Source organism: Paenibacillus sp. FSL M7-0656, assembly GCF_038003225.1.
GTDB lineage: Bacteria > Bacillota > Bacilli > Paenibacillales > Paenibacillaceae > Paenibacillus > Paenibacillus amylolyticus.
This window is the reverse complement of sequence record NZ_JBBOOT010000001.1, coordinates 2,665,754-2,688,829: the sequence shown is the minus strand read 5'-3', so window position 1 is coordinate 2,688,829 and position 23,076 is coordinate 2,665,754. Positions and strand designations below refer to the sequence as shown.

Sequence of the window (23,076 nt, the reverse complement as noted above, 5' to 3'; positions counted from 1 at the left end):
GAGGGGAAGCAGATGGACAATGTGGCGAATAATAAGCAGGAAGCAACGCTTCAGTTCAGGTTCATGACACTCGCGGATATTCCCGATGTGATGGAGATTGAACATGAGGCCTTTACCCTGCCCTGGACGGAAGAAGCATTTCAAAATGAATTGACACACAATCATTTTGCTAAATATATGGTGATGGAATTAGATGGAAAGGCCATTGGCTATGCAGGTATGTGGACAATCATGGATGAAGCCCATATTACCAATATTGCAGTCAGAGGCGCGTACCGTGGACGCAAGCTTGGCGAAAAGTTACTGGATGAATTAATGAGCACAGCGGCTTATCTCGGGATGGAACGAATGACGCTGGAGGTCAGAGTCTCGAACAGCATTGCTCAGCGTTTATATCAGAAAAAAGGGTTTGAATCGGCGGGTCTTCGTAAAGGATATTACTCCGATAATGGGGAAGATGCGATGATTATGTGGGCGAACTTGCCGTCTGCAGGCCGGAGCGGCGAAGAGGAAGGAAGCGTACTGGATTCATGAACGAAATTAATGAAAAAATAAATTCTGCACCATCCTACATTTTGGCGGTGGAGACAAGCTGTGATGAAACATCGGTAGCAGTAGTCAAAGATGGACGGGAAGTGCTGTCCAATCTGATCTCAAGTCAGATCGAGACCCATAAGGCATTTGGCGGCGTTGTACCTGAAGTGGCTTCACGCAAACACGTTGAAGTTATTACGTTGATGCTGGAACAGGCGATCGAACAGTCCGGCATTCGTCCACGTGATCTAAGTGCAATCGCCGTGACGCAAGGTCCGGGGCTGGTCGGAGCACTGCTGGTGGGTATCGTTGCGGCCAAAACGATGGCGATGGCACTGGGCAAACCGCTCATTGGCACACATCATATTGCCGGGCATATCTATGCCAACCGACTTACTCATGAACTGCAATATCCAGCGATGGCACTGGTCGTATCTGGTGGACATACAGAACTCGTGCATATGGAATCCGAGGGTAAGTTCAAACTGATTGGTCGTACACGTGATGATGCCGTAGGCGAAGCGTATGACAAAGTAGCACGTGCACTGGGTTGTCCTTATCCGGGAGGCCCGCATGTGGACCGGATGGCGTCTGAAGCGGAGGATGTAGTGCCATTACCACGGGTATGGCTGGAAGCAGGTTCGTACGATTTCAGTCTCAGTGGTCTGAAGTCTGCTGTACTGAATGTGCTCAACCAGGCCAAAATGCGCGGAGAAACCTTGGAGCCGTCTGCGGTTGCACGTGGTTTCCAGGAAGCTGTTGTTGAAGTGTTGGTGGAGAAAGCCGTTAGAGCAGTTCGTGAATATGGTTCACGTCAACTGTTATTATGCGGTGGTGTTGCAGCTAACCGGGGGTTACGCTCGGCATTACAGGAGCGATGCACGAAGGAAGGGCTTGAACTGTTGATCCCGCCAATGGAGTATTGTACAGATAATGCGGCCATGATTGGAGCGGCTGCGTATCTGAAATGGCAGCGGGGAGAAATTGCTGAATTTGATGCGAAGGCAGATCCGGGACTTTCTCTGGAGGAATGGTCCGTTCAGTCCTTATAGAGGTTGTTCAAAAAGCCCGCTTTTGATTACGAATGATGCCTAGCGGCATCACCAGCATCGAATATGGGATTCAGCCGAAATGTCCGTTGCTCACGTAGTTTTGACTACGCTCCGCTACTCCATTTCTAGCTTCATCCCATCTTCTCGGTACTGAAAACCGATCTTTTTGAACACGCACTTATAGTTTATATAAACAGGCAGTTTGAGATTAAGAGTTGACAGCAGGGATGTAAAGAATGTATATTTAGTTACAAATTTAAACAGGAATTCAGATTCCTGAACTGATAAACGCGATGAACAGGAATAGTAAGGTCATTCCCGGTCTTAGAGAGCTGCGGTATGGTGCAACGCAGTCGAAGGAAACCTGAAACTCACCTGGAAGCGGAACGATGGAACACGGTGACTCCCTGGGAGAATCCGAAGGCCGATCATGGCCCAAAGTACATGGTTACGGGTTGCCTCCGTGAATGGGCCGTTGTCGGTAGGACCGTTATTACAAGGATCAACTGACGATAACTGAGGGGGCTTTCAGGCTGCTTCAAGTGATCCGGATATGCGAAAGCATTCAGGGGTTGTCTTGAATGAACAGGAAGGAAGTCAACAAGAGTGGTACCGCGAAGGTGAACAGCCTGTCGTCTCTTGCATTATTGCATGAGGTGGCAGGTTTTTTTGATTTTCAAAATAAGGCTGAATGAAGTTAGGTCATATTATAAATGTGATGAACGGGAGCAGTAGAATGACAAAGCGCTCAGAGAGCTGCGGGGTGGTGCGACGCAGTGGCTGGAATCATTCGAATCTCGCCCGGGAACGGAGCTGTGGAAGCTTGGGATGATATCAATCGCCCAGTTGTCCTGATGGACAACAACATGTGTTACACAGCAACGGTTAACCCCCGTTATAGGGTGTTTCTCCGAATTCCAGTGGTGTCGTGCGTGTACGTACATCCAGCGGATCGGAGACGACGAGGTGGATGGAGTCCGGCGCAAGCCTGGCCCATCAAGCGAGAGTGGTACCGCGGAGGGGATAATAACCCGCCGTCTCTTATATGAGATGGCGGGTTATTTGTGTTTGCTGCCGGCAGCAGGGTGGGCATGGGAAGAACCATATGGGGATTGAAAAGTCAGAGGATCAGGGTGTAAGTCGACGTACACTCTGTCATGAGGGTAAGCGGATATACAACGAACGAGTAACGAACATTGAACAACAAGTATAGGCACGAAACATTCAACAGGTATTACTGATCACCAAGGACTAAGCTACAAACAACATACGCGTTTACAAACAAAACATATAACAACAGGGACGGCGATCAGCGGGTGTTCTGTGGCACGTGGATCGTAACGAAAATATTTATAAAAATTTGATGGAGGTTGATGGATATGACAACAACTAATAACAAACGCATGATTGAAATTTTTGATACAACGCTGCGTGATGGAGAACAGGCACCGGGAGCAAGTCTGCAGCCCGAGCAAAAGATTGAACTGGCACACCAACTGGCTTCTCTGGGTATCGACGTCATTGAGCCTGGATTCCCGATCTCCAGTCCAGGTGAGTTCGCGGCGGTTCAGGCGATTTCGAGACAGTTGCAGAACGTGGAGATCTGTGGATTCGCGCGTGCGGTCAAAGGTGATATCGATGCAGCAGTTCAAGCAACAGCGGATGCAGCACGTCGCCGAATTCACCTGTTTATCTCTTCTTCGGATATTCATATTGAGCATCAACTACGCCGTCCGCGCAGTGAAGTGGTGGCTACCGCTCGTGAGATGGTATCTTATGCACGCCAGTTCACGGACATCGTAGAGTTCACAGCGATGGACGCTGCCCGTACCAAGATGGACGATCTGATTGAAATGGTTGAAGTCGCCATTGAAGCTGGAGCGACCATTATTAATCTGCCGGATACGGTCGGATATGCCCTGCCACATGAGTATGGCGAGATGTTCCGCCGGGTGCGTGAGGGTGCAAGAGGTGGCGATCAGGTTCGTTATAGTGCTCACTGTCACAATGATCTGGGCCTGGCCGTAGCCAATAGCTTGGCTGCGATTGCCAATGGTGCTTCTCAGATTGAAGTGACCATTAATGGTATCGGAGAACGGACAGGGAACTGTGCACTGGAAGAGCTGATTATGGCGCTGGAGACTCGGGGAGACGCAATTGGTGCAACGACGAACATTAAGCTGAATCAGCTGTATGAGACTTCACGTCAGATTAGCCGTGCGATGCACTTCCCGATTGCGTACAACAAACCAGTGGTGGGACGTAATGCATTCCAGCATGAATCCGGCATCCATCAGGATGGTCTGCTGAAGAATCGGAGCACCTATGAAATTATGGACCCGGAAGCGCTGGGTATTCCGCGCAGCATGATTATTTTGGGCAAACACTCCGGTCGTCACGCCCTGAAGGATCGGGTTCGCAAATACGGTTTTGAGCCGGATGAGCAACAGATGGAGCAATTGTATGAGGTGTTCAAAGAAACCGCAGACCAGCAAAAAGTGGTTAGTGACGATCAGTTATTACAGATGGTTAGCCAGACCATGAATATTCCTGCACAGGACTATGAACTGGTTGAATTGCAGGTGACGGCCGGCAGCATGACGGATCGAATGGCCGCCGTTCGCATTCGCACAAGCGCTGGAGAACAATCTTACTCCGCTGTTGGCGGTGGACCCGTGGATGCAACCATCCGTGCGATTGGTCAGAGCATTTCCGATGATATTGCATTTGTTGATATGGAGATGCATGCCTTGAGTGGTGGAGAGGGTGCAAGTGCAGAAGCTGTAGTTACCGTGGAGCGTGCAGGACGTGAGTTCCGGGGAACAGCAACACATAATGATATCGTCATGGCTGCCGGTTTGGCTTATGTAGCGGCTTGTAATGCTGCTGGGCTGAAGGCCGAGTCTTCCGAACCTCATGAACAAGAAGCACATGCGTAAAACATCTATTGCCAGATCGCATCTACAGCGGCAATAGTAGCAATTGCAATTCGTTGTAAATATGCATGGCATATAGTAAATAAATGACGGGCAGGCCTTGAACGACAAAGGTCTGCTTTTGTCTTATTATGGAGGTACATTGAGGAGTGGAAGGATGCATTTGTCAAGGTGTGACTATAGTTATCCACATATCCAGTGTAATTTGTGGGTAACTATCCCAAAGCCAAACCAGCATAGTTTTCGAAACGAAAAGGGTTTAGGGGATAGAATGACTCCTTACTATCCACAAAGTTGTGGATAAAGTGGATAACTTGGTGGATAAATATGGTTTTTGTGTGCAAAAGGCTATTCTACCGCTGTATAATTAAGCTTATTAATGTGCTTGCTATCTTGCTTTCTTGTGGATAAGTGTGAGGGACAGGGGGATAAAAATATTTCTCTTCATTCGAGTAAATTTGACAAAAGTCAAAACAGCTCCCCTAACCTCCGTATGTTAGAGTTCAATCTCAAGGAACATAAAGAACATAAGGTGCCTAGCTTCAATACGCATCCTCAACAAACAAAAAGCTGATCCCAATAAGGAATCAGCCGGTGGCACAACTATACTTGTATGAACGCGATCAAGCCATGGTCTGAGTCTGTACTATTCGTACTATTCCATAGCTAGTTCTTCCCAGTCCTCGTATGCTTTGGTGAGTTCTGCTTTGTGTTCCTCCGATTGTTGCTGGAGTTCTTGCAGCTTCATATAATCCTGATAGATTTCAGGCAGAGCCATCTGTGACTCAAGTTCGGTAATCTTTGTTTCCAACTCCGCAATCTGTTGTTCCAGAGCTTCCTGCTTGCGTTGTCGGTTGCGCTCTTCACGCTTCGCCTGTTTTTCCGCTTCGAATGAAGCCGCTCCGGATTTTTCGGTTGTGGCTGTGTTCAGATCGGATTTGGAAGAGTTCTTGGACGAAGCCTGACGTGCCTCAGCAGCTTCACGTGCGATGTCCTCAAGCTCCTGTTTTTTCTCCACATAATCATCGTAATTACCTAGATATTGCTCTGTGCCGCCTGGATGAAGTTCAACAATGCGTTCAGCCATTTTGTTGAGGAAATACCGGTCATGGGAGATGAACAGCAGGGTGCCTTCATAATCCATTAATGCCGCTTCCAGCACTTCTTTGGCAAACAGGTCGAGATGGTTCGTAGGCTCATCCAGAATGAGCATGTTGGCTTCCTTCAGCATCAACTTGGAGAGAGAGACACGTGCCTTCTCACCGCCGCTGAGGGAGGAGATTTTCTTGAGCACATCGTCACCGCTGAACAAAAAGTTCCCCAGTACGGTCCGAATGCGTGCTTCTTCCATCCCGGGATAGGCACTCCACAGTTCTTCCAGAACCGTGTTAGACGGATTGAGCCCAGTCTGTTCCTGATCATAATAGCCAATCTGCACTTTTGTTCCCCATTGGATATCCCCGGTTACCGGACGTAAACTTCCCGTAAGACACTTCAGCATGGTGGATTTACCAATACCGTTTGGACCAATCAGAGCAACCGTTTCCCCACGCCGCAGATCGAAGGATACATTGCGGAACAAAGGAGAAGCCTCGTCATAAGCGACAGACAGCTGATCCACTCGAAGCACTTCCTTGCCTGACATAACGGCGGTTTCGAAGGAAAAATGGGCTTTTTTCAAATCTCCCATCGGTTTATCAAGCCGCTCCATTTTGTCGAGAGCCTTGCGGCGGCTTTGAGCCCGTTTGGTTGTCGAAGCACGTACGATGTTTTTCTGAACAAAATCCTCCATCTTGGAGATTTCACCCTGTTGTTTCTCATATTGCTTCATCTGAGTTTCATATTCGGCAGCTTTGAGCTCCATATAACGGCTGTAATTTCCCGTATATTTTTTGGAGCGGTGACGTTCGATCTCAACGATGGTTGTTACGAGTCGATCAAGGAAGTACCGGTCATGGGATACCACGAGCAGTGCGCCTGAATAACCTCTCAGATAATCTTCCAACCAAGTAAGGGTGGCGATATCGAGATAGTTGGTAGGCTCGTCCAGCATGAGCAGATCAGGTGCCTGAAGCAAAATACGAGCAAGCGCAAGGCGTGTCTTCTGCCCGCCGCTCAGAGTAGCAATGGGAGTGTCCGGCGAAAATTCGCCGAATCCCATCCCGTGCAGTACGCTACGAATGCGGGTTTCCATCTCATAACCGCCATGGTCCTTGAACCAGTCGGAGCGTTTCGCATAACGTTCCAGCAGGTCAGCATACTTTTTCTCGTCTTCCATCTGGGCAGGATCGGCAATATCGCGTTCCATCTGACGCAAATCGGCTTCAGCCTGTGTCAGGTGAGCGAATACGTTCATCATTTCTTCCCAGATGTTACGGTCGGATTGCAGCCCGCTGTTCTGAGCGAGGTAACCGAGCGTTGTTTCTTTGGACTTGAAAATCTGTCCTCCGTCATAGGACATTTCACCGGCTACAATTTTGAGCAAAGTGGATTTCCCTGCACCGTTTACACCAACGAGGCCGATGCGCTCGCGTTCTAATATTTGTAAGTTCACGCCGTCCAGGATTGGATCGACACCAAAACGTTTGATAATTCCGGATACTTGCAGCAGCATAAAATTAAGTTCCTCCATAGGTCCAGTTCTTGATATGACAACTATATCCCAGTTTACATGAAATACAGAGCAATTGCACCGATTGGGAACGCATGGGGTATGTAGTCTTTTTGATCAATCAATGATAAACTGAAAGAAGGCATGTTATTACATGAGGATTTTGCAGAAAATGAATCATTTTAACCATTTCAACAAGATGACAACTGGTCATAACATATAAATCATTTTTAATGAGAGCTTTTTTCTACCTTCCCTATCAACAGGAGGTTATTCAAGGATATGCAGGATCATGCGGAACTGAAAAGTCAGCTTCGATCCAGACTAAGACAGAGCCGTGATCTGATGGATGCAAACATGCATCAGCAGGCGATGACTAAGATTAACGCTGGAGTGAAGCGGGAGCTGGAGCGCCTTAGACAGGCCAAGAGCAAGGTTGTGAACAAACCACTCGTTATATTCAGTTATTTGTCCTATGGAAGCGAAGCGTCCACAGCTTTTCTGTTTCAAGAGGGCTGGAATCATGGAGATGTGATGTTTGCACCTAAAGTGTTGGCGAATCCACCCCGAATGGAGCTACGGCGAGTGACCGGAGAACAGGATCTGGAGCCAGGCATATGGGGGATACCCGAACCTAAGGATTCCTGTGAAGTCCTGACGCCTGATGATTGGCCGGATATCGATCTCGTATTGGTACCGGGGCTTGGTTATGATCTCCACGGCGGGCGTATTGGTTATGGTGGCGGTTATTATGATCGTTTTGCCGAGACGCTTGCAGCAACATGTGTGATGACGGGCAAGAAACCATTGATGGCTGCGATGGTGTTGCCGGGTCAGTTACAGGAGGAGATCCCGATGGACCTGCTCGATCTGCGGATTGATCTGTTGATAACAACCGAAGGTATATTACATATCGAATAAAGGGTTGTGATGTGATTGAGTTCAGAAGTGAACAACCGCCAGGCTTCCGGTGGTAAACTGACCCATTTTAATGAACAGGGACGGGCCCGGATGGTTGATATCTCAGGTAAGGAAATTACCGTACGTACGGCTGTGGCTGTAACGAAAGTGACGATGAATCCAGATACACTGGAAGCGATTCGGGAGGGCCGAATCGGCAAAGGTGATGTTCTGGCTGTGGCTCAGATTGCCGGGATTCAAGGCGCGAAGAAAACGTCGGACTGGATTCCGATGTGCCATCCGCTGGCACTGACGGGTGTGGATATTCGTTTTCATGATAACGGAGTGGATGAATTACACATTGAAGTTACTGTCAAAACCGAAGGCAAAACGGGTGTTGAGATGGAGGCGCTCACGGCTGCCTCAGCTGCAGCACTGACGGTCTATGACATGTGCAAGGCCATGCAAAAAGATATGATTATCGGTCCAACCATGTTGAATTCCAAGAGTGGTGGCAAAAACGGTGATTACAGCCGATAGGCAATATTTATTTTCAAAGAGGAGAAGGGTGATCTTTATGGTGTGGAGAACAGCAATCCTGACAGCCAGTGACAAAGGAGCCCGCGGGGAACGTGAGGATACGAGTGCACAAGTCATTCGGGAGCTGGTGGAAGAAGAGCTGGGTGGTCAAATCGTGGAGTACCGTATCGTTCCGGATGAACCCGATGAGATTATTGCGGCTTTGATTGAGATGACGGATTATTTTCACGCCGATCTGGTGCTGACTACCGGTGGCACGGAGCTGGCCATTCGTGATATTACTCCGGAAGCGACCCGGCGCGTAATTGAGCGGGAAGTTCCCGGGATGGCGGAGGCCATGCGGTACAGTGTAATGAGCAAAAACCGTTCTGCAATGCTGTTCCGCGGGGTATGTGGCATTCGTGGACGCACGCTGATTGTTAATCTGCCAGGTACACCAAAGGGTGTGCATGAACATCTGGCGGCCATTATGGATCAGCTTCCGGAAGCGCTGCTGATGGTTACGGGTCAGTTCAAGCAATAATCGAGCACGGACTCTGGGGCAAGATATCCGATTAGCCATGAACCGGTGTTAGATTGTTCTAGTGACATCTCTTATCTTATTTGTGAATTTTGCGGGTTATGTAAGTGGTTACATCTATGGTATGATGGGCTTAAATTAAGAACGCAGCAGAGACATCTATGAACATCTGGCCGAGTATGCGCATCTTCGAAGCTTGAGACGAGGAGGAATATCAATGTTTAGTTCCATTGGACCAACGGGCTTTATTTTGCTGGCCGTGATTGCATTGTTGTTGTTTGGACCCAACAAACTTCCGGAACTGGGACGTGCAGTTGGGCGTACCTTCCGTGAATTCAAAGAGGGCGCTCGCGAGATTATCTCTGAGGATGACTCGTCCAATCGCAAAGAGCAGGAGAAGGCGAAACCGCTGGCGGCTGAGAGCACACCTGCAGACAAGCCTGCTGATAAACGCCTGCCGGAATAATCTTGACGGCAATGAAAGAGAAATCCCTTCCTGCCGGAAGGGTTTTGTATTTTAAGCTGGCAATAATGGGGGGCAGGCATGACGCAGCAAATGGAAGAAATGTCGATTACGGAACATCTGAGCGAGCTGCGGAAGCGGCTGATCTACGTATTAAGTATTTTTGTGCTGGGACTGATTGCAGGATTTTTTGTGGCGGACCCGGTATACCAATATCTGACCAAGGCAGAGTCGGCCAAAGGTTTTGTATTACATGCCTTCTCGTTCTGGGACGGGATTGGCATCTATATGAAGATTGCAGGGTTGTTCTCACTTATTATTACACTGCCGTTTACGGTGTATCAGATCTGGAAGTTTGTTAGTCCAGGGCTAAAGCCGCGCGAACGAAAAGCGACGCTGAAGTATGTGCCCTATGTGTTTCTTTTATTTCTGACAGGTATGGCTTTCTCGTATTATGTTATTTTTCCGATGGCACTTGCCTTCACAACAGCGATAACGGAGAAGATGGGGCTTGTGGAGACCTATGGGATGAAACAGTATTTCAGCTTCCTGTTTGGCATTGTGCTGCCTGTGTCCCTGTTATTTGAACTTCCTTTACTTATTATGTTTCTGACAGGACTGCGGATTCTGAATCCAATTCGTCTTCGCAAGATGCGCAGAGTCTCTTACTTTGTTCTGATCTTCATTGCAGTGGTCATTACACCTCCAGACTTTATTTCCGACCTTCTGGTGATGATTCCCTTGCTCTTGTTATATGAGATCAGTGTGTTATTATCCGCAATCGTATATCGCAAGCAGCTTGCAGCCGATGAAGAGATCGAATCCCGCTACGTTCGTGCCGAGGATAAGAAACATGCGGGCTGAATGAGGATAAGCTGTAATGTGCCCGGAAAAGACGGTATGTTCTTATCCGGGCTATTTCTGTAGACTGCCGACAACACGACAGGACAAGCAGGCATATTATGTTCAACAATGGATACAATGGGGAAGGGACTGTCTGTTAACGTTGCAGAAGGGTTAAACAATTTCGTAGAATAAGATTAGTAAATTGCAACATAGAACCAGGCACAGCGGGTGTAATTTGGCTATGATTATGTAAATTCAACGTAAATTCTCGCAGGAATTCGTCAAAAGGACTTGAAATCATGCTTCAAGTTGAGTATCATAAAGTTGGTTGTTAGCACTGAACACTGTCGAGTGCTAATACATATGGCTACAACCTACAATGTAACGTTATATAATTTCAAAAGGAGGCTATTTTTCATGATCAGACCTTTAGGTGAACGCGTATTGGTAGAACCACTGGAGCAAGAACAAACAACTTCTTTCGGGATCGTACTCCCGGACTCCGCCAAAGAAAAACCGCAAGAGGGTAGAATCATTGCAGTTGGTGCTGGAGTATTGAAAGACGGCGTACGTGTAGCTCTGGAAGTGAAAGAAGGAGATCGCGTTATTTTCTCCAAATATGCCGGTACAGAAATCAAATTCGAAGGTAAAGAATATTTGATTATGAAAGAAAGCGATATTCACGCGATTCTCGACTAATTCAAATTTAATCGGATAACCGAACCATATAGCACGACCATTTTCCAACAAAAACTAGGGAGGTTTTCTTAACATGGCTAAAGACATTAAATTCAGTGAAGACGCTCGTCGCTCCATGCTTCGTGGTGTGGACGCATTGGCTAATGCAGTAAAAGTAACACTCGGTCCTAAAGGCCGTAACGTGGTTCTGGAGAAAAAATTCGGAAGCCCACTCATCACTAACGATGGTGTAACCATTGCTAAAGAAATCGAACTGGAAGATGCATTCGAGAACATGGGTGCACAACTGGTTAAAGAAGTAGCAACAAAAACCAACGATGTTGCCGGTGACGGTACTACAACAGCAACTGTATTGGCGCAAGCGCTGATCACAGAAGGCCTGAAAAACGTAACTGCAGGCGCTAGCCCAATCGGTATCCGTAAAGGGATCGACAAAGCGGTTAAAGCTGCGGTTGCTGAATTGCAATCCATCTCCAAACCAATCGATTCCAAACAATCCATCGCACAAGTTGCAGCAATCTCTGCAGCTGACGAAGAAGTAGGCGAACTGATCGCTGAAGCTATGGAAAAAGTAGGTAAAGATGGCGTAATCACAGTAGAAGAATCCAAAGGATTCGCTACAGAACTTGAAGTGGTTGAAGGTATGCAATTCGACCGTGGATACATCTCTCCTTACATGATCACAGATACGGACAAAATGGAAGCTGTTTTGGACAATCCGTACATCTTGATCACAGACAAAAAAATCTCCAGCACGCAAGATATCTTGCCATTGCTTGAGAAAATCGTTCAACAAGGCAAACCGCTGGTATTGATCGCTGAAGATATCGAAGGCGAAGCACTGGCTATGCTGGTTGTGAACAAATTGCGTGGTACATTCAATGCTGTAGCTGTTAAAGCTCCAGGATTCGGTGACCGTCGTAAAGCAATGCTGCAAGACATCGCTGCCCTCACTGGTGGCCAATTGATCACGGAAGAACTGGGTCTGGACCTGAAATCCGCTGTTGTGGAACAACTGGGTACAGCTCGTCAAATCCGCGTAACAAAAGAAAACACAATCATCGTTGACGGTGCTGGTAACAAATCCGATATCGATGCACGTGTTAGCCAAATCCGTACACAATTGGAAGAAACAACTTCCGAGTTCGACAAAGAGAAACTGCAAGAGCGTCTGGCTAAATTGTCCGGCGGTGTAGCAGTAATCAAAGTTGGTGCGGCTACTGAAACAGAATTGAAAGAACGCAAACTTCGCATCGAAGATGCCCTGAACGCAACTCGCGCAGCGGTTGAAGAAGGTATCGTATCCGGTGGTGGTACAGCGCTCATGAACGTATATAGCGCGGTTGCGGCTGTAGCTCTGTCCGGTGACGAGCAAACAGGCGTAAACATCGTCCTGCGTGCTCTGGAAGCACCAATCCGCACAATCGCAGCTAACGCTGGCGAAGAAGGTTCCGTAATCGTGGAACGTCTGAAAAAAGAACAAACAGGCATCGGCTTCAACGCTGCAACTGGCGAGTGGGTTAACATGATCGAAGCTGGTATCGTTGACCCTGCGAAAGTAACTCGTTATGCATTGCAAAACGCGGCTTCCGTAGCAGCTATGTTCCTGACTACTGAAGCAGTTATCGCTGACAAACCAGAACCAGCAGGTGCTGGTGGCGGAATGCCTGATATGGGCGGTATGGGTGGAATGGGCGGCATGATGTAATAAAGGTGTAAAAACCTTTAAAGCATCATGTGCCTGGCAGAGTGAATTCTCGTTACGATGTGACAAGAATTTGTGAAGCAGTCACTGTTACAAATTATAAATAATACAAAAACCACTTCTTAGAAATTATTAAGGAGTGGTTTTTGTGTTGTTGAGTATTTATATAATCAAAGTTAGTATCAAGAGATATGGAGGTCATATATCATGAAACATATTAGAAAAATGATAGTGGCAGGTTTGGTGTCTGCTGCTGTTATCATCTTTATTTATAATTTCACTTTTAATTCCGAACGAAAATTTGTAAAAGTAGTAAATGAAGCTGGTGATACTCCATTAACTACATTCACAGTAATTAATAATGAGAATTTCGCAGGTACTACAAATACGCATCGGTTTGATATTCGGGCAGGATTTAGTTATGTGAAAGTGAGTTTTAAAAACACGGGTTCGAAACACTTTACATTTACGATCAATGAAGGATCTACTAGTGGAACCGCGATAACGTCTGGCAGTGTTCCAGCAGATGGGAAAGAGCATACATATTATAGTGACAAAGCATTGTCGATGGGTTCGTATTATGTAAGTACCTCTTCTGCGCAAGGGATGTCGGGCATATTGGATCTTTCTCTTGGAACTGATGTTAATTAAAGATTCGGTAATTCGCTCTAAATGTAGATTTGAAGCCCTGAGATTGAAACCTCGTTCCTATGGTTTCGTATGTACTGTGATACATAGAGAGCTTATAAGTAACGACTTGAGGAGGAAATGATTTGAGAAAGAGTACAAAGTGGACATTATGGATACTGGGCTTGATGCTCGCTGCAATATTTATCAACTTTTTTATGAATCTATATAACTTTGCTTATGCACTGATTACTGTGCTTATACTTGCCTTTATGGGATGGGGATTCTTAGCAAAATTAAAGAACGACGTTCGTCAGCATGAAGATTATCATAGAAGAGAGCATCAGTCTGCGATCGATGACATCGATAGATACACCAGGTAGAATTCAACCAACCTATCATACTTAGCACGTAGCATACATGAGAAGGTATAAGAAACTTGCCTGAAATGATTAAAAGGCTCCCGTGAGGGAGTCTTTTTAATGGCTAATTTTGTAAAAGGGAGTAGTGATGTTTTTCTATTGCTAAACAGATAGTTGTTAAGTAAAATAAACACATGAATAAATACTCATATATTAATATATAGACGATATTGGGGATGATACATATGTACGATGTATTGGTTATCGGAGCTGGGCAAGCAGGCTTGGCAGCAGGTTACTATCTTCAACAGTCGGGGTTAACCTTTTTAATCGTTGATGCTGCCTCATCTATCGGGGAATCTTGGCGTAAACGGTACGATTCCTTGCGTCTTTTTACCCCACGAATGTATGATGGGTTGCCGGGAATGCCGCTTAGTGGAAATGAAAATAGCCTGCCAAGCAAAGATGAAATTGCAGATTATTTTGAAAACTATGCTAAACAAATGGAGCTTCCAATAAAGTTAAACTGTAAAATCTCCCGTCTCTCGAAGCAAGATGAGGTGTACTATGCTGAAACCAATGATGGAACGATTGAAGCGCGCAATATTATCGTTGCCACGGGGCCTTTCCAGACCAAAAATGTTCCTCATTTTGCGAAAGCATTATCCGAGCATGTGATTCAGCTTCACTCATCAGAATATAAAAATATCTCTCAATTGCTTCTTGGAACAACAGTAGTTGTAGGCGGAGGGAATTCAGGTGCCCAAATCGCCGTAGAGTTGACATCAGATGATAAACAAACCGTATACATATCCATAGCTCGAGATATTACCTTTAAGCCTTTGCATATTATGAGACGAAGTATATTCTGGTATTTTGAAAAGCTCGGAATATTACGTGCAAGTGTAGATCGTATGGTTGGAAAATGGTTGAGAAATCAGCCTGAGTACGTATATGGCTATGAGTTAAAAGAATTGATGACCCAGGGAAAAGTTAACCTGCGCCCACGTGCCATTAATGCAATAGATGACCGCATCCTATATGAGGATGGTAGTGAGACACGAATAGACAATATTATCTGGGCGACTGGGTTTAAGCGAAATGATAGTTGGATCGATATCAATACTGCTTTTGATGCCCAAGGTGTAATTATACACGAGAGAGGCGTATCACCGGTTGCTGGACTGTACTTTGTAGGGCTACCTTGGCAAACATCACGGGGTTCAGCACTGTTGGGATGGGTTAAATACGATGCTCAGAAAATCGTTAATCATGTGATACAAAGGTAAGACGCATTATATTAGGCAGATGCTCGGGATGAGTAGAAAATATCATAACTCACATTTTTGGGTATATTACTAAAAGGAGGGATATTATGAAATTATTTAGACTGCCATTGATTCTTTGTGTTATAGTACTTTTATCTATTGTCTCAGCTTGTGGTGCGGATGATATAATACACGGAAAGAGCGATAACTGGGATGTTTCTCTACAGAGATCAACAGGGAACTATAGTATTACTTATATAGGTGATGAAAAGCGTATAAAGGATTTTGTGTTTGACCTTACCGGCAATAATATAGAACAACAGGGGAAAGCGCTTGAAGAACAAGGGGTACCATTCAGTATGTCGGGAACGGTTACTGAGGCGGAGAAAACGAAAGACCCGATTACCTTTAAAATGAGTTGGAACAATCAAAGCGAGATTGTAACTTTTGAGTAACTCTCGCATGCGGGAGGTGTTCATCATTGGACTTATGGCAACTATTAATCGCCTGGGTATGCATTGTTTGTTGGATTGTCACTTACAAAGATAAGATCAGTAAATGGATACTGTACCCTGTATCGCTTTTTTGTATAGTGATTACTTTAATTTTTTGGCTTACTAATCAATAAATAGGAAAATGTTAGATCAGAGACTGTGACTACTAAATTATCCAAAAAAAGTACATACCACAGGTTAGGCCGTTCCTTCATGGAGCGGCCTTTTTGCACAATCGCATCTTATTTCGCAACAGTTATTTCAAAAGTGGAGTGATCATAATCTTGAATGTTGAAGCGATATTCCAATCCATTTCGAACTGTCGCCCCATCAAAATCGGACTGATTCACATCACGATCCAATAGACCGATATCCTGGATGACATCTTGTGCATGGTTATACGTGTAATCACTATTGGTTGTGAGAATGAGTGTGGCGATAGCAGTCAAAAAAATTCCACCTGTTGGTGTACGCGTATCACCAGTTGCGGACAGCCTGACTTCCTGTATGCTCTCATCTGTATTCACTGAACCAACCAAACGCAACTCGTCATTGAATACATACTCGAAAGTGCCAGTGCCCTGCTCGGGAGAGTCTTTTATATTCAAGCGGGTAATACTCAAACCATTCAGTCGGTATTTGCCCACGGCGCCATTAAACTTGTTTTTAAATTCATCGGTAGTCATGTGAAGGCCAGAAAGTTTAATCTGGGGTGAAGGGGTATGATCTATTTCGGGCTGAGTAGAGTTCGAAGATAAAGTCAGCATCCCATACAAACCTATTAAAGCAATTGCAAAACAGGCCGTCGTTAGAAAAATATATCTGATCGGCAACCTATTGCCTTTCCGAATAGATAAGATCATCCCAACAACAAATCCCAAGAAAGCGATCAAGCCAAAAATGAAGAGAGTGGTAAACAGATATTGCAAAGTCTCACCTCGTAATAGAGTAATAGCTGGTACGAATCTTTTTTGCACCTCATTCATTATAATGTTCCCATGACAAAGTTTAAACTCCCACTACTCACTGCCCCAACAAAAAAAGCACTGCCGGCATGCTGCCAGCAGTGCTTGCTTGATGTTATACAGGTCTTACCGTAAAGGTGAAGTGATACGCGCGGTTGGCTGGCAAGGTGTATTCGACATGGGTACGTGCGCTCCAGCTGTCATCTCCGCCAACACCCATTTGTTTGTAATTGATGCGAGCGACAGTCTGTGTGCTCTGAGGTAATTTGTACACATGGTCGTTTGCTTCCAGTTCCTCCGGTGTCCACGGTAACGCATTAATTTCAAATGGTATGGTGGCTTCTACATGAAGGCCAAGCTGACCATCCGCTGACGTAATTCCAGCAAAGCGTACATCCGTTTTGTTACCACACTCTTGTGGTTTTAGATATGGAACAAATTGATCTCGAACCGCACCTGTGTAATAACCGAGACGTGCACTGGTTAGACGGTCTGCGTAGTTGTCGTGTGGCCCTCTGCCGTACCAAGAGATTGTATCCAAGCGGTTATTCAGTTGCAGTAACATACCGAATTCCGGTAGATCAGGTAAGCCTACGCCTGGAATAAGAGTTTGACTGATTTCTAATACACCATCCGCATCAATTCGGTATGTGATGGACAGCGTACATCCCGGATGTTGATCCCACGTATAATCGGTCGTTACAAGAAAACCTTGTTCGTCTGCATGGTGCTCAAAGCGAATTAATCTGCTGGTAGCGTGAGCATCTCTCCAGAAGGCAGAACGCTCATTCAGGCGGTTCCCCATATCATTGTCTGTCATGGCTCTCCAGAAATTGGGCCGAACAGGTGCGAGCAATTGCTCCTGATTGTTAATCTGATAGGATGTTAACGCGCCAGTGGCTGGATTGAAGCTCAACGTGACTTGGCCTGTAGCCACTTTCAATTCATCTTGCAGATCCTGTACCTGCGGTGCATTGTCTTGTCCTTGACGTATCGGTTGGATTGGACGCAATCTCGGAGATACCACGAACTGATCCCAGGCAATCTCATGACCTACTCCTGCCCATTTGGTTGCCACTTTGGTAACCAGAGATACAGTCAGCACCGCTTCCTGGAACAGATCGGAAGATTGCGTATAAGGGATTCGGACTTCAACCGATTCGCCAGGAGGTACCGCGATATCCAACGTACCGTTCTCTACAGATTTGCCATCGTGAGTTACTGTCCATACGAGCGAATATTCGCTCAGATCCGTGAACAGGAACTGGTTTTTGATGCGCAGCAGGCCGTCTTTGACATCAACGGTTTCCATACGAACGTTCTGATAACATTTCTTCACTTCTTCCAGCTTCGGTGTAATTGTCTTATCGGCCAGAATCAGTCCGTTCCCGCAGAAATTGCCATCATGAGGAGATTCACCGAAATCGCCACCATAAGCAAAATATTCTACACCGTCTGCCGTAGTGGTACGAATGGACTGATCAACCCAGTCCCAGATGAATGCACCCTGCAACACATCATATTTATCGAACAAATCCCAATACAGATGCAAACCTCCACAGGAGTTACCCATGGCATGGCTGTATTCGCAGATAATATAAGGTTTCTTCGGACCCTTCATGCGCGCGTATTGCTCCACATCTTGTGGACTGATATACATTGTCGATTCAATATCACTTGCCGAATCAGAAGGGCGATAATGGAAGGTGCCTTCATAATGAACGAGACGAGTTGGATCGACTTGTTTCAGATAATCGTACATGGCGATGAAGTTATCGCCACCGAAGGACTCATTACCCAGAGACCAGATAATAACGGACGCATGGTTTTTGTCCCGCTGGAACATCGAGTTACAGCGATCTATTACGTTATTACGCCATTCCGGCTTGCCCGCGGGAATATTGTTCTCGTTCATTTCCTTTTGCCCATATTCCCAGGTGCCGTGAGTTTCCAGATTCGTTTCGTCAATGACATAAAGGCCATATTCATCACACAGTTCGTACCAGAGAGACTGATTCGGATAATGGGATGTACGCACCGCGTTAACGTTATAGGACTTCATCAACTCGATGTCACGGATCATGTCTTCCCGTCCAATGGCTCGACCCTTATCCGGGGAAAATTCATGACGATTGACGCCTTTAAATACAATGCGTTTGCCATTGATTTGCATCAGGCCGTCCTTCAGTTCAAACTTGCGGAATCCGATCCGGCTACGGACTGCTTCCAGTGTTTCGCCTGATTCGTCCTGAATGGACAGCACAAGTGTATACAGGTTAGGGGACTCAGCGCTCCATAGTAGCGGCTTCATAACCTCTGCTGACAACTGGAATGAAAGTTCATCCTCGCCCTGGAAAGTAACGGCCGCAGTAAGTGGTTGCTTCAGCACTGTCTGCTGTTGTGCATCATAGAGCTGCGCCTGAACGGACAATCCGGCAGGGGTCTGCGCGTCATTATGATTAAATAATTTCAAATCCAGCAGTAGCTCCGCATCCTGATACGCGTCATCCAGTTCAGTACGAACAAAGAAATCGGCGATCTGAACCGGTGAAGGTGAATGCAGGTATACACCACGGAAGATGCCGCTTAACCGCCAGAAATCCTGATTCTCCAGCCAGCTCGCATCACACCAGCGATATACCTCCACAGCGAGCTTGTTCTCACCTTTCGTTAGATACGAAGTGATATCAAATTCTGCGGGTGTGAACGTGTCTTCACTATAACCGACGAGTTCCCCGTTGACCCATACATAAAAGGCAGATTCAACACCCTCGAAGTGCAGCAGGACAGGACGGTCTTTCCAGTCAGCAGGAACAGTAAACGTGCGGATGTACGAACCCACCGGGTTATAAGTTGTTGGTGCAAATGGTGGCTTCAATTCAGGCTCACGCTCGACCCACGGATACGTCATATTTGTATAGTGGGGATAATCGTACCCTTGTAGCTGCCAGTTGGAAGGAACAGCGATCTCGTCCCAGTCACTGGCATCATAGTTGTTCTCATAAAAGGATGTAATCCGTTGCTCCGGTGTCTCCGCAAAGGCAAACTTCCACTGACCATTCAGTGATTCGTACCATGGCGATGCGCTGGAATCATTGGACAATGCTTCTGTTATAGATGGAAACGCTACCATAGAAGCATGTGCGGGTAGACGGTTTACTTGAAAAGTCTCGGGATTATTGTTCCATTCCGGGTATCCATTTGCCGGAGGGGTGTGTACCAGTTTCTTTCGCATAACAGCAACTCCTTCTGAAATGTTATAATATTGTCATTATAGAATTGAATGATGACTTAGAGAATAAAGAATATTGCCCATATATATCACAATATGAAACTAACGATGAAGAAAGTGGTGTACTGGATGGATACCCGGATTTTTTTTGGTAAAACAGAAGAAGCTGCTCGCCTGCCGATCTATATGACCACGGTTGGTTACTGGGAACACCAATATGAAACTGAGCGTCCAGAGGGATTCCCGGATTATCAGATCCACCAGATTATTCATGGTCAGGGGAGACTGATTATACAAGAGGACGAGTATATCGTCGGACCGGGTGACGTTTTCTTTCTGTATCCCGATGTTCCGCATCGATATATGCCCATCAGTGACCGTTGGGAACTGGCTTGGGTCTCGTTTCAGGGGAGAGAGGCTAGCCAGTTATTATCTTATGCGGGGATAACCGGTTCACGCGTATGCAGACTCAGGACAGCAACGCTGCTACGTGGCCTGGAGCAACTTCTGGTTAGAGGAGAGAATGGCGGTGATACGGATTACGCAGATTACGATGTGGAGTGTTCCAAACAATTATATGCCCTGCTGCTGGATCTGAAGCCACTGCTCATCGCATCCGCCAATTATAATGATGAACTGGAGCGCTTGAAGCCTGTGCTGCGTTATATCACAGAGCATCTGGATCGTTCGCTTTCGCTGAAAGAACTGGCCGATGTGGCTGTGGTATCTCCCCAATATTTGTGCAGGCTGTTTCAGAGGGCACTCCACACCAGACCTGTATTTTACGTGAACCAAGAACGGATCAATCGGAGCAAACAACTCATGTTCAGTGAGAGAGAGCTTCGAATATATGAAGTGGCTGATCGGGTGGGTTACGAGAATGCCAGTTATTTCTGTGCGATGTTCAAAAGGCATACAGGCATGAGTCCAGAGCGTTTTCGCAAACTGCACGGACTGAATTGATGGAGTTACAATTTTAGTGCTCCACTTACGGTAGGAGCAACAGAGTACACTTCACTTAAATGACATGCCAGATACACCTTCATCCAACCCTCGGAATCGTTCAGATCAACACCTAGAATCTCCTCTATTTTGCGCAGGCGCAGGTACAACGTATTGGTATGAATATGCAGACGTTCGGCTGTGGCTTGCACAGATCGATTCGCGGCAATGTAGGTTTTGAGTGTGAGTTCAAGCTCTCCTGATTTTTGCTGTTGAAGAGGGGACAGAATTTCGTGAATGTAGTTCTCGATATCGGAAGGTTCCTGGTTCAGAAACAGCCGATTGATCCCGATTTCTTCGTAGAGCATCAGGCCCGCTTTGTTTTGTTTCAGCAGAAAGGACAACGAGCGTGTAGCCTCGTCATTGCTTTTGGACACATACTCAAGCCCTTGATACAGTCCACCGATGCCGATAGATAGGGCAGGAGTCTTGGAGGTGGTCCATTTCTCCACAGCCGTTTCCAGCCTGCTGATGATCCAGTGTCTGACCTTGGGCTCGGATGCCGCAGCCAAAATCGTAATTTTGTGATGTGCACTGAACAATAGATGTTCGCGGGTGCCCAGCTCCTTTTCGATAAATCCGATCAACTTGCGCACCCAATTTTCAGTTGTTTTCATGTCGGGATGTTCCCCATAGAGCTGCAATTGAGTGACGAACAAGGACTGATGGGCTGGCAACTGAAAGCTGGAAAGTCGTGCCTCCAACTGCTGTGGTTCTCTATATTGCACGAGATCGCTGAAGAAATCATGGTTTTTCCGATAGGACATCTCGGTGAGTGAGTAGGTATTCACCATCTCCAGCATCACAATAGCTCCGCCTTGTTCCAAAATCACATGATCCAACTGACCTAACGGATGATCTAATTGGATGGCAAAACAGCCAAGCACCAGAGATCCGTTCACAATGGGATAGAGGTAATAATCGCTATGATCCGTTCCACCGGATAAGGTGATGGGGTTATACTGACTGTCCAGAGCGGTATAGATATCGAGCTCACTTAGCAAGACACTTTCCGGGATGAGCGGGTACCAGTCATTTCTCGCCATGTCCACATAATAGGTGGGAAGTTTCAGCATTGACCCAACCGTCTCAATGATATGTCCGAGGCTCACATGTTCAATGGAAAGCGCCGTGAATTGATTATGAATTTCATTACGGCTAACGAGATATCGGTTCGTTTCCAGCAGTTCTGAATACATGGTGGCGTTGGAGATGGCAATGGCTGCCTGATCCGCAAATCCCTGCATCACGTTCAGATCATGTGGGGCAAATCGTCTGTTTTGTTCAAATTGGTATACCAGCATTACACCGATTTTGTGGGTGTTCATTGTCACGGGAACGGCGATAAGTCCTTTTGCCATAATACCGTCAGGCAGTGAACTTACAATGATATCCGCATTCTCCTGACTAACATTGCCCATATCTTTAAAGGCATCATCCGGTGTGCTATACATTCGGCCAATGCCTTCCTCGTATACTTTTCCCGTAATGCCCTCATCCAGCTCGCCCTGATATTGATACACACTATCCTGAAAACCGACTTTGGCTCTAGGAATCATCTTGCCAGAGTCCGGATCAACCATCATGAACAGTCCGCAGGAAAGGGAGGGGATGACATGGAGCGCATTCTCCATGATTTTGAGTAACAAATCGTTCAGCTCCAGGGAACAGGTCAGCTCCCGCAGTCCGGTCAACCATCGATCATTGTGTGCACGTTCCTTCTCAATCTGCTGCTTCAGCAGTCCTTCCCGAATCAAAGACTCCAGACGTTCACTCTGTAGCAGGGTAAGTTGTTTCTGGGTATCGATAACCACACGAATGTTGATGTTAGACAAAAAAACAAACGTGTACCTGAGAATCTTCCAGGATGACTCAATCTGTTCTTGATCTGTATATTCAGGTAACTCTCCTTCACGTAGCCAGTTATTCCACTGGAAATCATATTCATCCTTGATCCAAATTCCGTACGGAACAGACCCAAAGACTTGAACCATAAATGAGCGAACCGCTTCATGAATCATAGCAAACGTACTCCTTTTGTGTTCACATGGCAGAATGCTTACATATATAACATGATCTTCACTATGCTGTGTGATTTATATTTTGTATTGTGTATATCACCATAATTAATATTAGAATGCTGTTGCTATCAACAATGACATTATACATTTGCAACTTATATAATGTCATTAACTTTAACACGATACAATTTCATCGTAGTACAACAGTAGAGCTGTAAATCGAACAGATATACGTAATATTTAAGTTCAACTTAACTTTTTACACGAGAACGGAGAGGACAGAAATAACGTGAAGAAGC

19 protein-coding genes and 1 other annotated feature are annotated in these 23,076 nt (G+C 46.1%); of the genes, 15 read left to right on the top strand and 4 right to left on the bottom strand.

Features of this window, described 5'->3' with window-relative positions:
• Positions 1-12 precede the first annotated feature (12 nt).
• The 3 genes from rimI to MHI01_RS11955 all read left to right on the top strand — a co-directional run bounded on the left by rimI (position 13) and on the right by MHI01_RS11955 (position 4,525).
• Positions 13-534, top strand: a complete 522-nt coding sequence (rimI, locus tag MHI01_RS11965; protein WP_076251466.1) for a ribosomal protein S18-alanine N-acetyltransferase — start codon at positions 13-15, stop codon at positions 532-534.
• Positions 531-1,586, top strand: coding sequence for a tRNA (adenosine(37)-N6)-threonylcarbamoyltransferase complex transferase subunit TsaD (tsaD, locus tag MHI01_RS11960; RefSeq protein WP_340983196.1), 1,056 nt, complete (start codon positions 531-533; stop codon positions 1,584-1,586). Before rimI ends, tsaD begins: the two co-directional genes overlap by 4 nt.
• Before the next feature lie 709 nt (positions 1,587-2,295).
• Positions 2,296-2,631: a binding site (T-box leader), on the top strand.
• 334 nt (positions 2,632-2,965) lie between these two features.
• On the top strand, positions 2,966-4,525 hold the full coding sequence (locus MHI01_RS11955; protein WP_076327292.1) for a 2-isopropylmalate synthase: 1,560 nt from the start codon (positions 2,966-2,968) through the stop codon (positions 4,523-4,525).
• A 652-nt stretch (positions 4,526-5,177) separates the two neighbouring features.
• On the opposite strand, the gene MHI01_RS11950 is transcribed toward MHI01_RS11955, so the two are convergent.
• Positions 5,178-7,136 (bottom strand): ABC-F family ATP-binding cassette domain-containing protein, encoded by a 1,959-nt coding sequence (locus MHI01_RS11950; protein WP_076327291.1) that lies wholly within the window; start codon positions 7,134-7,136, stop codon positions 5,178-5,180.
• Positions 7,137-7,415: 279 nt separating this feature from the next.
• On the opposite strand from MHI01_RS11950, the gene MHI01_RS11945 reads away from it, so the two are divergent.
• From MHI01_RS11945 to MHI01_RS11895, 11 genes are all read left to right on the top strand, one after another.
• Positions 7,416-8,054: a 5-formyltetrahydrofolate cyclo-ligase gene (locus tag MHI01_RS11945; protein WP_076327290.1), complete on the top strand. Its 639-nt coding sequence runs from the start codon at positions 7,416-7,418 to the stop codon at positions 8,052-8,054.
• 15 nt (positions 8,055-8,069) lie between these two features.
• Entirely contained in the window at positions 8,070-8,573 is a 504-nt protein-coding gene (moaC, locus tag MHI01_RS11940) for a cyclic pyranopterin monophosphate synthase MoaC (protein WP_282615746.1), read from the top strand.
• Positions 8,574-8,610: 37 nt separating this feature from the next.
• Positions 8,611-9,096 carry a MogA/MoaB family molybdenum cofactor biosynthesis protein gene (locus MHI01_RS11935; RefSeq protein ID WP_017690080.1) on the top strand — a complete coding sequence of 162 codons (486 nt, stop codon included), beginning with the start codon at positions 8,611-8,613 and terminating at the stop codon, positions 9,094-9,096.
• A gap of 214 nt (positions 9,097-9,310) precedes the next feature.
• Positions 9,311-9,559, top strand: a complete 249-nt coding sequence (gene tatA / locus MHI01_RS11930) for a twin-arginine translocase TatA/TatE family subunit (RefSeq protein WP_036668966.1) — start codon at positions 9,311-9,313, stop codon at positions 9,557-9,559.
• 78 nt (positions 9,560-9,637) lie between these two features.
• Positions 9,638-10,420 (top strand): twin-arginine translocase subunit TatC, encoded by a 783-nt coding sequence (gene tatC, locus MHI01_RS11925; RefSeq protein ID WP_017690078.1) that lies wholly within the window; start codon positions 9,638-9,640, stop codon positions 10,418-10,420.
• A 399-nt stretch (positions 10,421-10,819) separates the two neighbouring features.
• The gene (gene groES, locus MHI01_RS11920) at positions 10,820-11,101 is read left to right on the top strand and encodes a co-chaperone GroES (RefSeq protein ID WP_017690077.1); all 282 of its coding nucleotides are present in this window, start codon (positions 10,820-10,822) and stop codon (positions 11,099-11,101) included.
• A 73-nt stretch (positions 11,102-11,174) separates the two neighbouring features.
• Positions 11,175-12,809, top strand: coding sequence for a chaperonin GroEL (gene groL, locus MHI01_RS11915; protein WP_036611259.1), 1,635 nt, complete (start codon positions 11,175-11,177; stop codon positions 12,807-12,809).
• 204 nt (positions 12,810-13,013) lie between these two features.
• On the top strand, positions 13,014-13,457 hold the full coding sequence (locus tag MHI01_RS11910) for a hypothetical protein (RefSeq protein WP_340902758.1): 444 nt from the start codon (positions 13,014-13,016) through the stop codon (positions 13,455-13,457).
• A gap of 122 nt (positions 13,458-13,579) precedes the next feature.
• Complete coding sequence (locus MHI01_RS11905) at positions 13,580-13,816, top strand: hypothetical protein (protein WP_340983195.1); 237 nt, start codon at positions 13,580-13,582, stop codon at positions 13,814-13,816.
• A 215-nt stretch (positions 13,817-14,031) separates the two neighbouring features.
• Positions 14,032-15,084: a flavin-containing monooxygenase gene (locus tag MHI01_RS11900; RefSeq protein WP_340983194.1), complete on the top strand. Its 1,053-nt coding sequence runs from the start codon at positions 14,032-14,034 to the stop codon at positions 15,082-15,084.
• An 86-nt stretch (positions 15,085-15,170) separates the two neighbouring features.
• The gene (locus tag MHI01_RS11895) at positions 15,171-15,518 is read left to right on the top strand and encodes a hypothetical protein (protein WP_127551707.1); all 348 of its coding nucleotides are present in this window, start codon (positions 15,171-15,173) and stop codon (positions 15,516-15,518) included.
• Between the two features lie 281 nt (positions 15,519-15,799).
• Here the strand turns inward: MHI01_RS11895 and MHI01_RS11890 are convergent, their stop codons facing one another.
• Complete coding sequence (locus MHI01_RS11890; RefSeq protein ID WP_340983193.1) at positions 15,800-16,543, bottom strand: hypothetical protein; 744 nt, start codon at positions 16,541-16,543, stop codon at positions 15,800-15,802.
• 94 nt (positions 16,544-16,637) lie between these two features.
• Complete coding sequence (locus MHI01_RS11885) at positions 16,638-19,757, bottom strand: glycoside hydrolase family 2 TIM barrel-domain containing protein (protein ID WP_340983192.1); 3,120 nt, start codon at positions 19,755-19,757, stop codon at positions 16,638-16,640.
• 93 nt (positions 19,758-19,850) lie between these two features.
• Between MHI01_RS11885 and MHI01_RS11880 the strand changes: the two genes are divergently transcribed.
• The gene (locus tag MHI01_RS11880; RefSeq protein WP_340983191.1) at positions 19,851-20,717 is read left to right on the top strand and encodes a helix-turn-helix transcriptional regulator; all 867 of its coding nucleotides are present in this window, start codon (positions 19,851-19,853) and stop codon (positions 20,715-20,717) included.
• Positions 20,718-20,722: 5 nt separating this feature from the next.
• Here MHI01_RS11880 and MHI01_RS11875 read toward each other — a convergent pair whose 3' ends face one another.
• On the bottom strand, positions 20,723-22,777 hold the full coding sequence (locus MHI01_RS11875; protein ID WP_340983190.1) for a helix-turn-helix domain-containing protein: 2,055 nt from the start codon (positions 22,775-22,777) through the stop codon (positions 20,723-20,725).
• Positions 22,778-23,076 lie beyond the last annotated feature (299 nt).

Excerpts from the sequence above, each read along its gene's own strand:
- rimI (WP_076251466.1), top strand. The coding sequence starts at position 13 with ATGGACAATGTGGCGAATAATAAGCAGGAAGCAACGCTTCAGTTCAGG.
- tsaD (WP_340983196.1), top strand. The coding sequence starts at position 531 with ATGAACGAAATTAATGAAAAAATAAATTCTGCACCATCCTACATTTTG.
- MHI01_RS11955 (WP_076327292.1), top strand. The coding sequence starts at position 2,966 with ATGACAACAACTAATAACAAACGCATGATTGAAATTTTTGATACAACG.
- MHI01_RS11950 (WP_076327291.1), bottom strand. The coding sequence starts at position 7,136 with ATGCTGCTGCAAGTATCCGGAATTATCAAACGTTTTGGTGTCGATCCA.
- MHI01_RS11945 (WP_076327290.1), top strand. The coding sequence starts at position 7,416 with ATGCAGGATCATGCGGAACTGAAAAGTCAGCTTCGATCCAGACTAAGA.
- MHI01_RS11935 (WP_017690080.1), top strand. The coding sequence starts at position 8,611 with ATGGTGTGGAGAACAGCAATCCTGACAGCCAGTGACAAAGGAGCCCGC.
- tatA (WP_036668966.1), top strand. The coding sequence starts at position 9,311 with ATGTTTAGTTCCATTGGACCAACGGGCTTTATTTTGCTGGCCGTGATT.
- tatC (WP_017690078.1), top strand. The coding sequence starts at position 9,638 with ATGACGCAGCAAATGGAAGAAATGTCGATTACGGAACATCTGAGCGAG.
- groES (WP_017690077.1), top strand. The coding sequence starts at position 10,820 with ATGATCAGACCTTTAGGTGAACGCGTATTGGTAGAACCACTGGAGCAA.
- groL (WP_036611259.1), top strand. The coding sequence starts at position 11,175 with ATGGCTAAAGACATTAAATTCAGTGAAGACGCTCGTCGCTCCATGCTT.
- MHI01_RS11910 (WP_340902758.1), top strand. The coding sequence starts at position 13,014 with ATGAAACATATTAGAAAAATGATAGTGGCAGGTTTGGTGTCTGCTGCT.
- MHI01_RS11900 (WP_340983194.1), top strand. The coding sequence starts at position 14,032 with ATGATACATATGTACGATGTATTGGTTATCGGAGCTGGGCAAGCAGGC.
- MHI01_RS11895 (WP_127551707.1), top strand. The coding sequence starts at position 15,171 with ATGAAATTATTTAGACTGCCATTGATTCTTTGTGTTATAGTACTTTTA.
- MHI01_RS11890 (WP_340983193.1), bottom strand. The coding sequence starts at position 16,543 with ATGAATGAGGTGCAAAAAAGATTCGTACCAGCTATTACTCTATTACGA.
- MHI01_RS11885 (WP_340983192.1), bottom strand. The coding sequence starts at position 19,757 with ATGCGAAAGAAACTGGTACACACCCCTCCGGCAAATGGATACCCGGAA.
- MHI01_RS11880 (WP_340983191.1), top strand. The coding sequence starts at position 19,851 with ATGAAACTAACGATGAAGAAAGTGGTGTACTGGATGGATACCCGGATT.
- MHI01_RS11875 (WP_340983190.1), bottom strand. The coding sequence starts at position 22,777 with ATGATTCATGAAGCGGTTCGCTCATTTATGGTTCAAGTCTTTGGGTCT.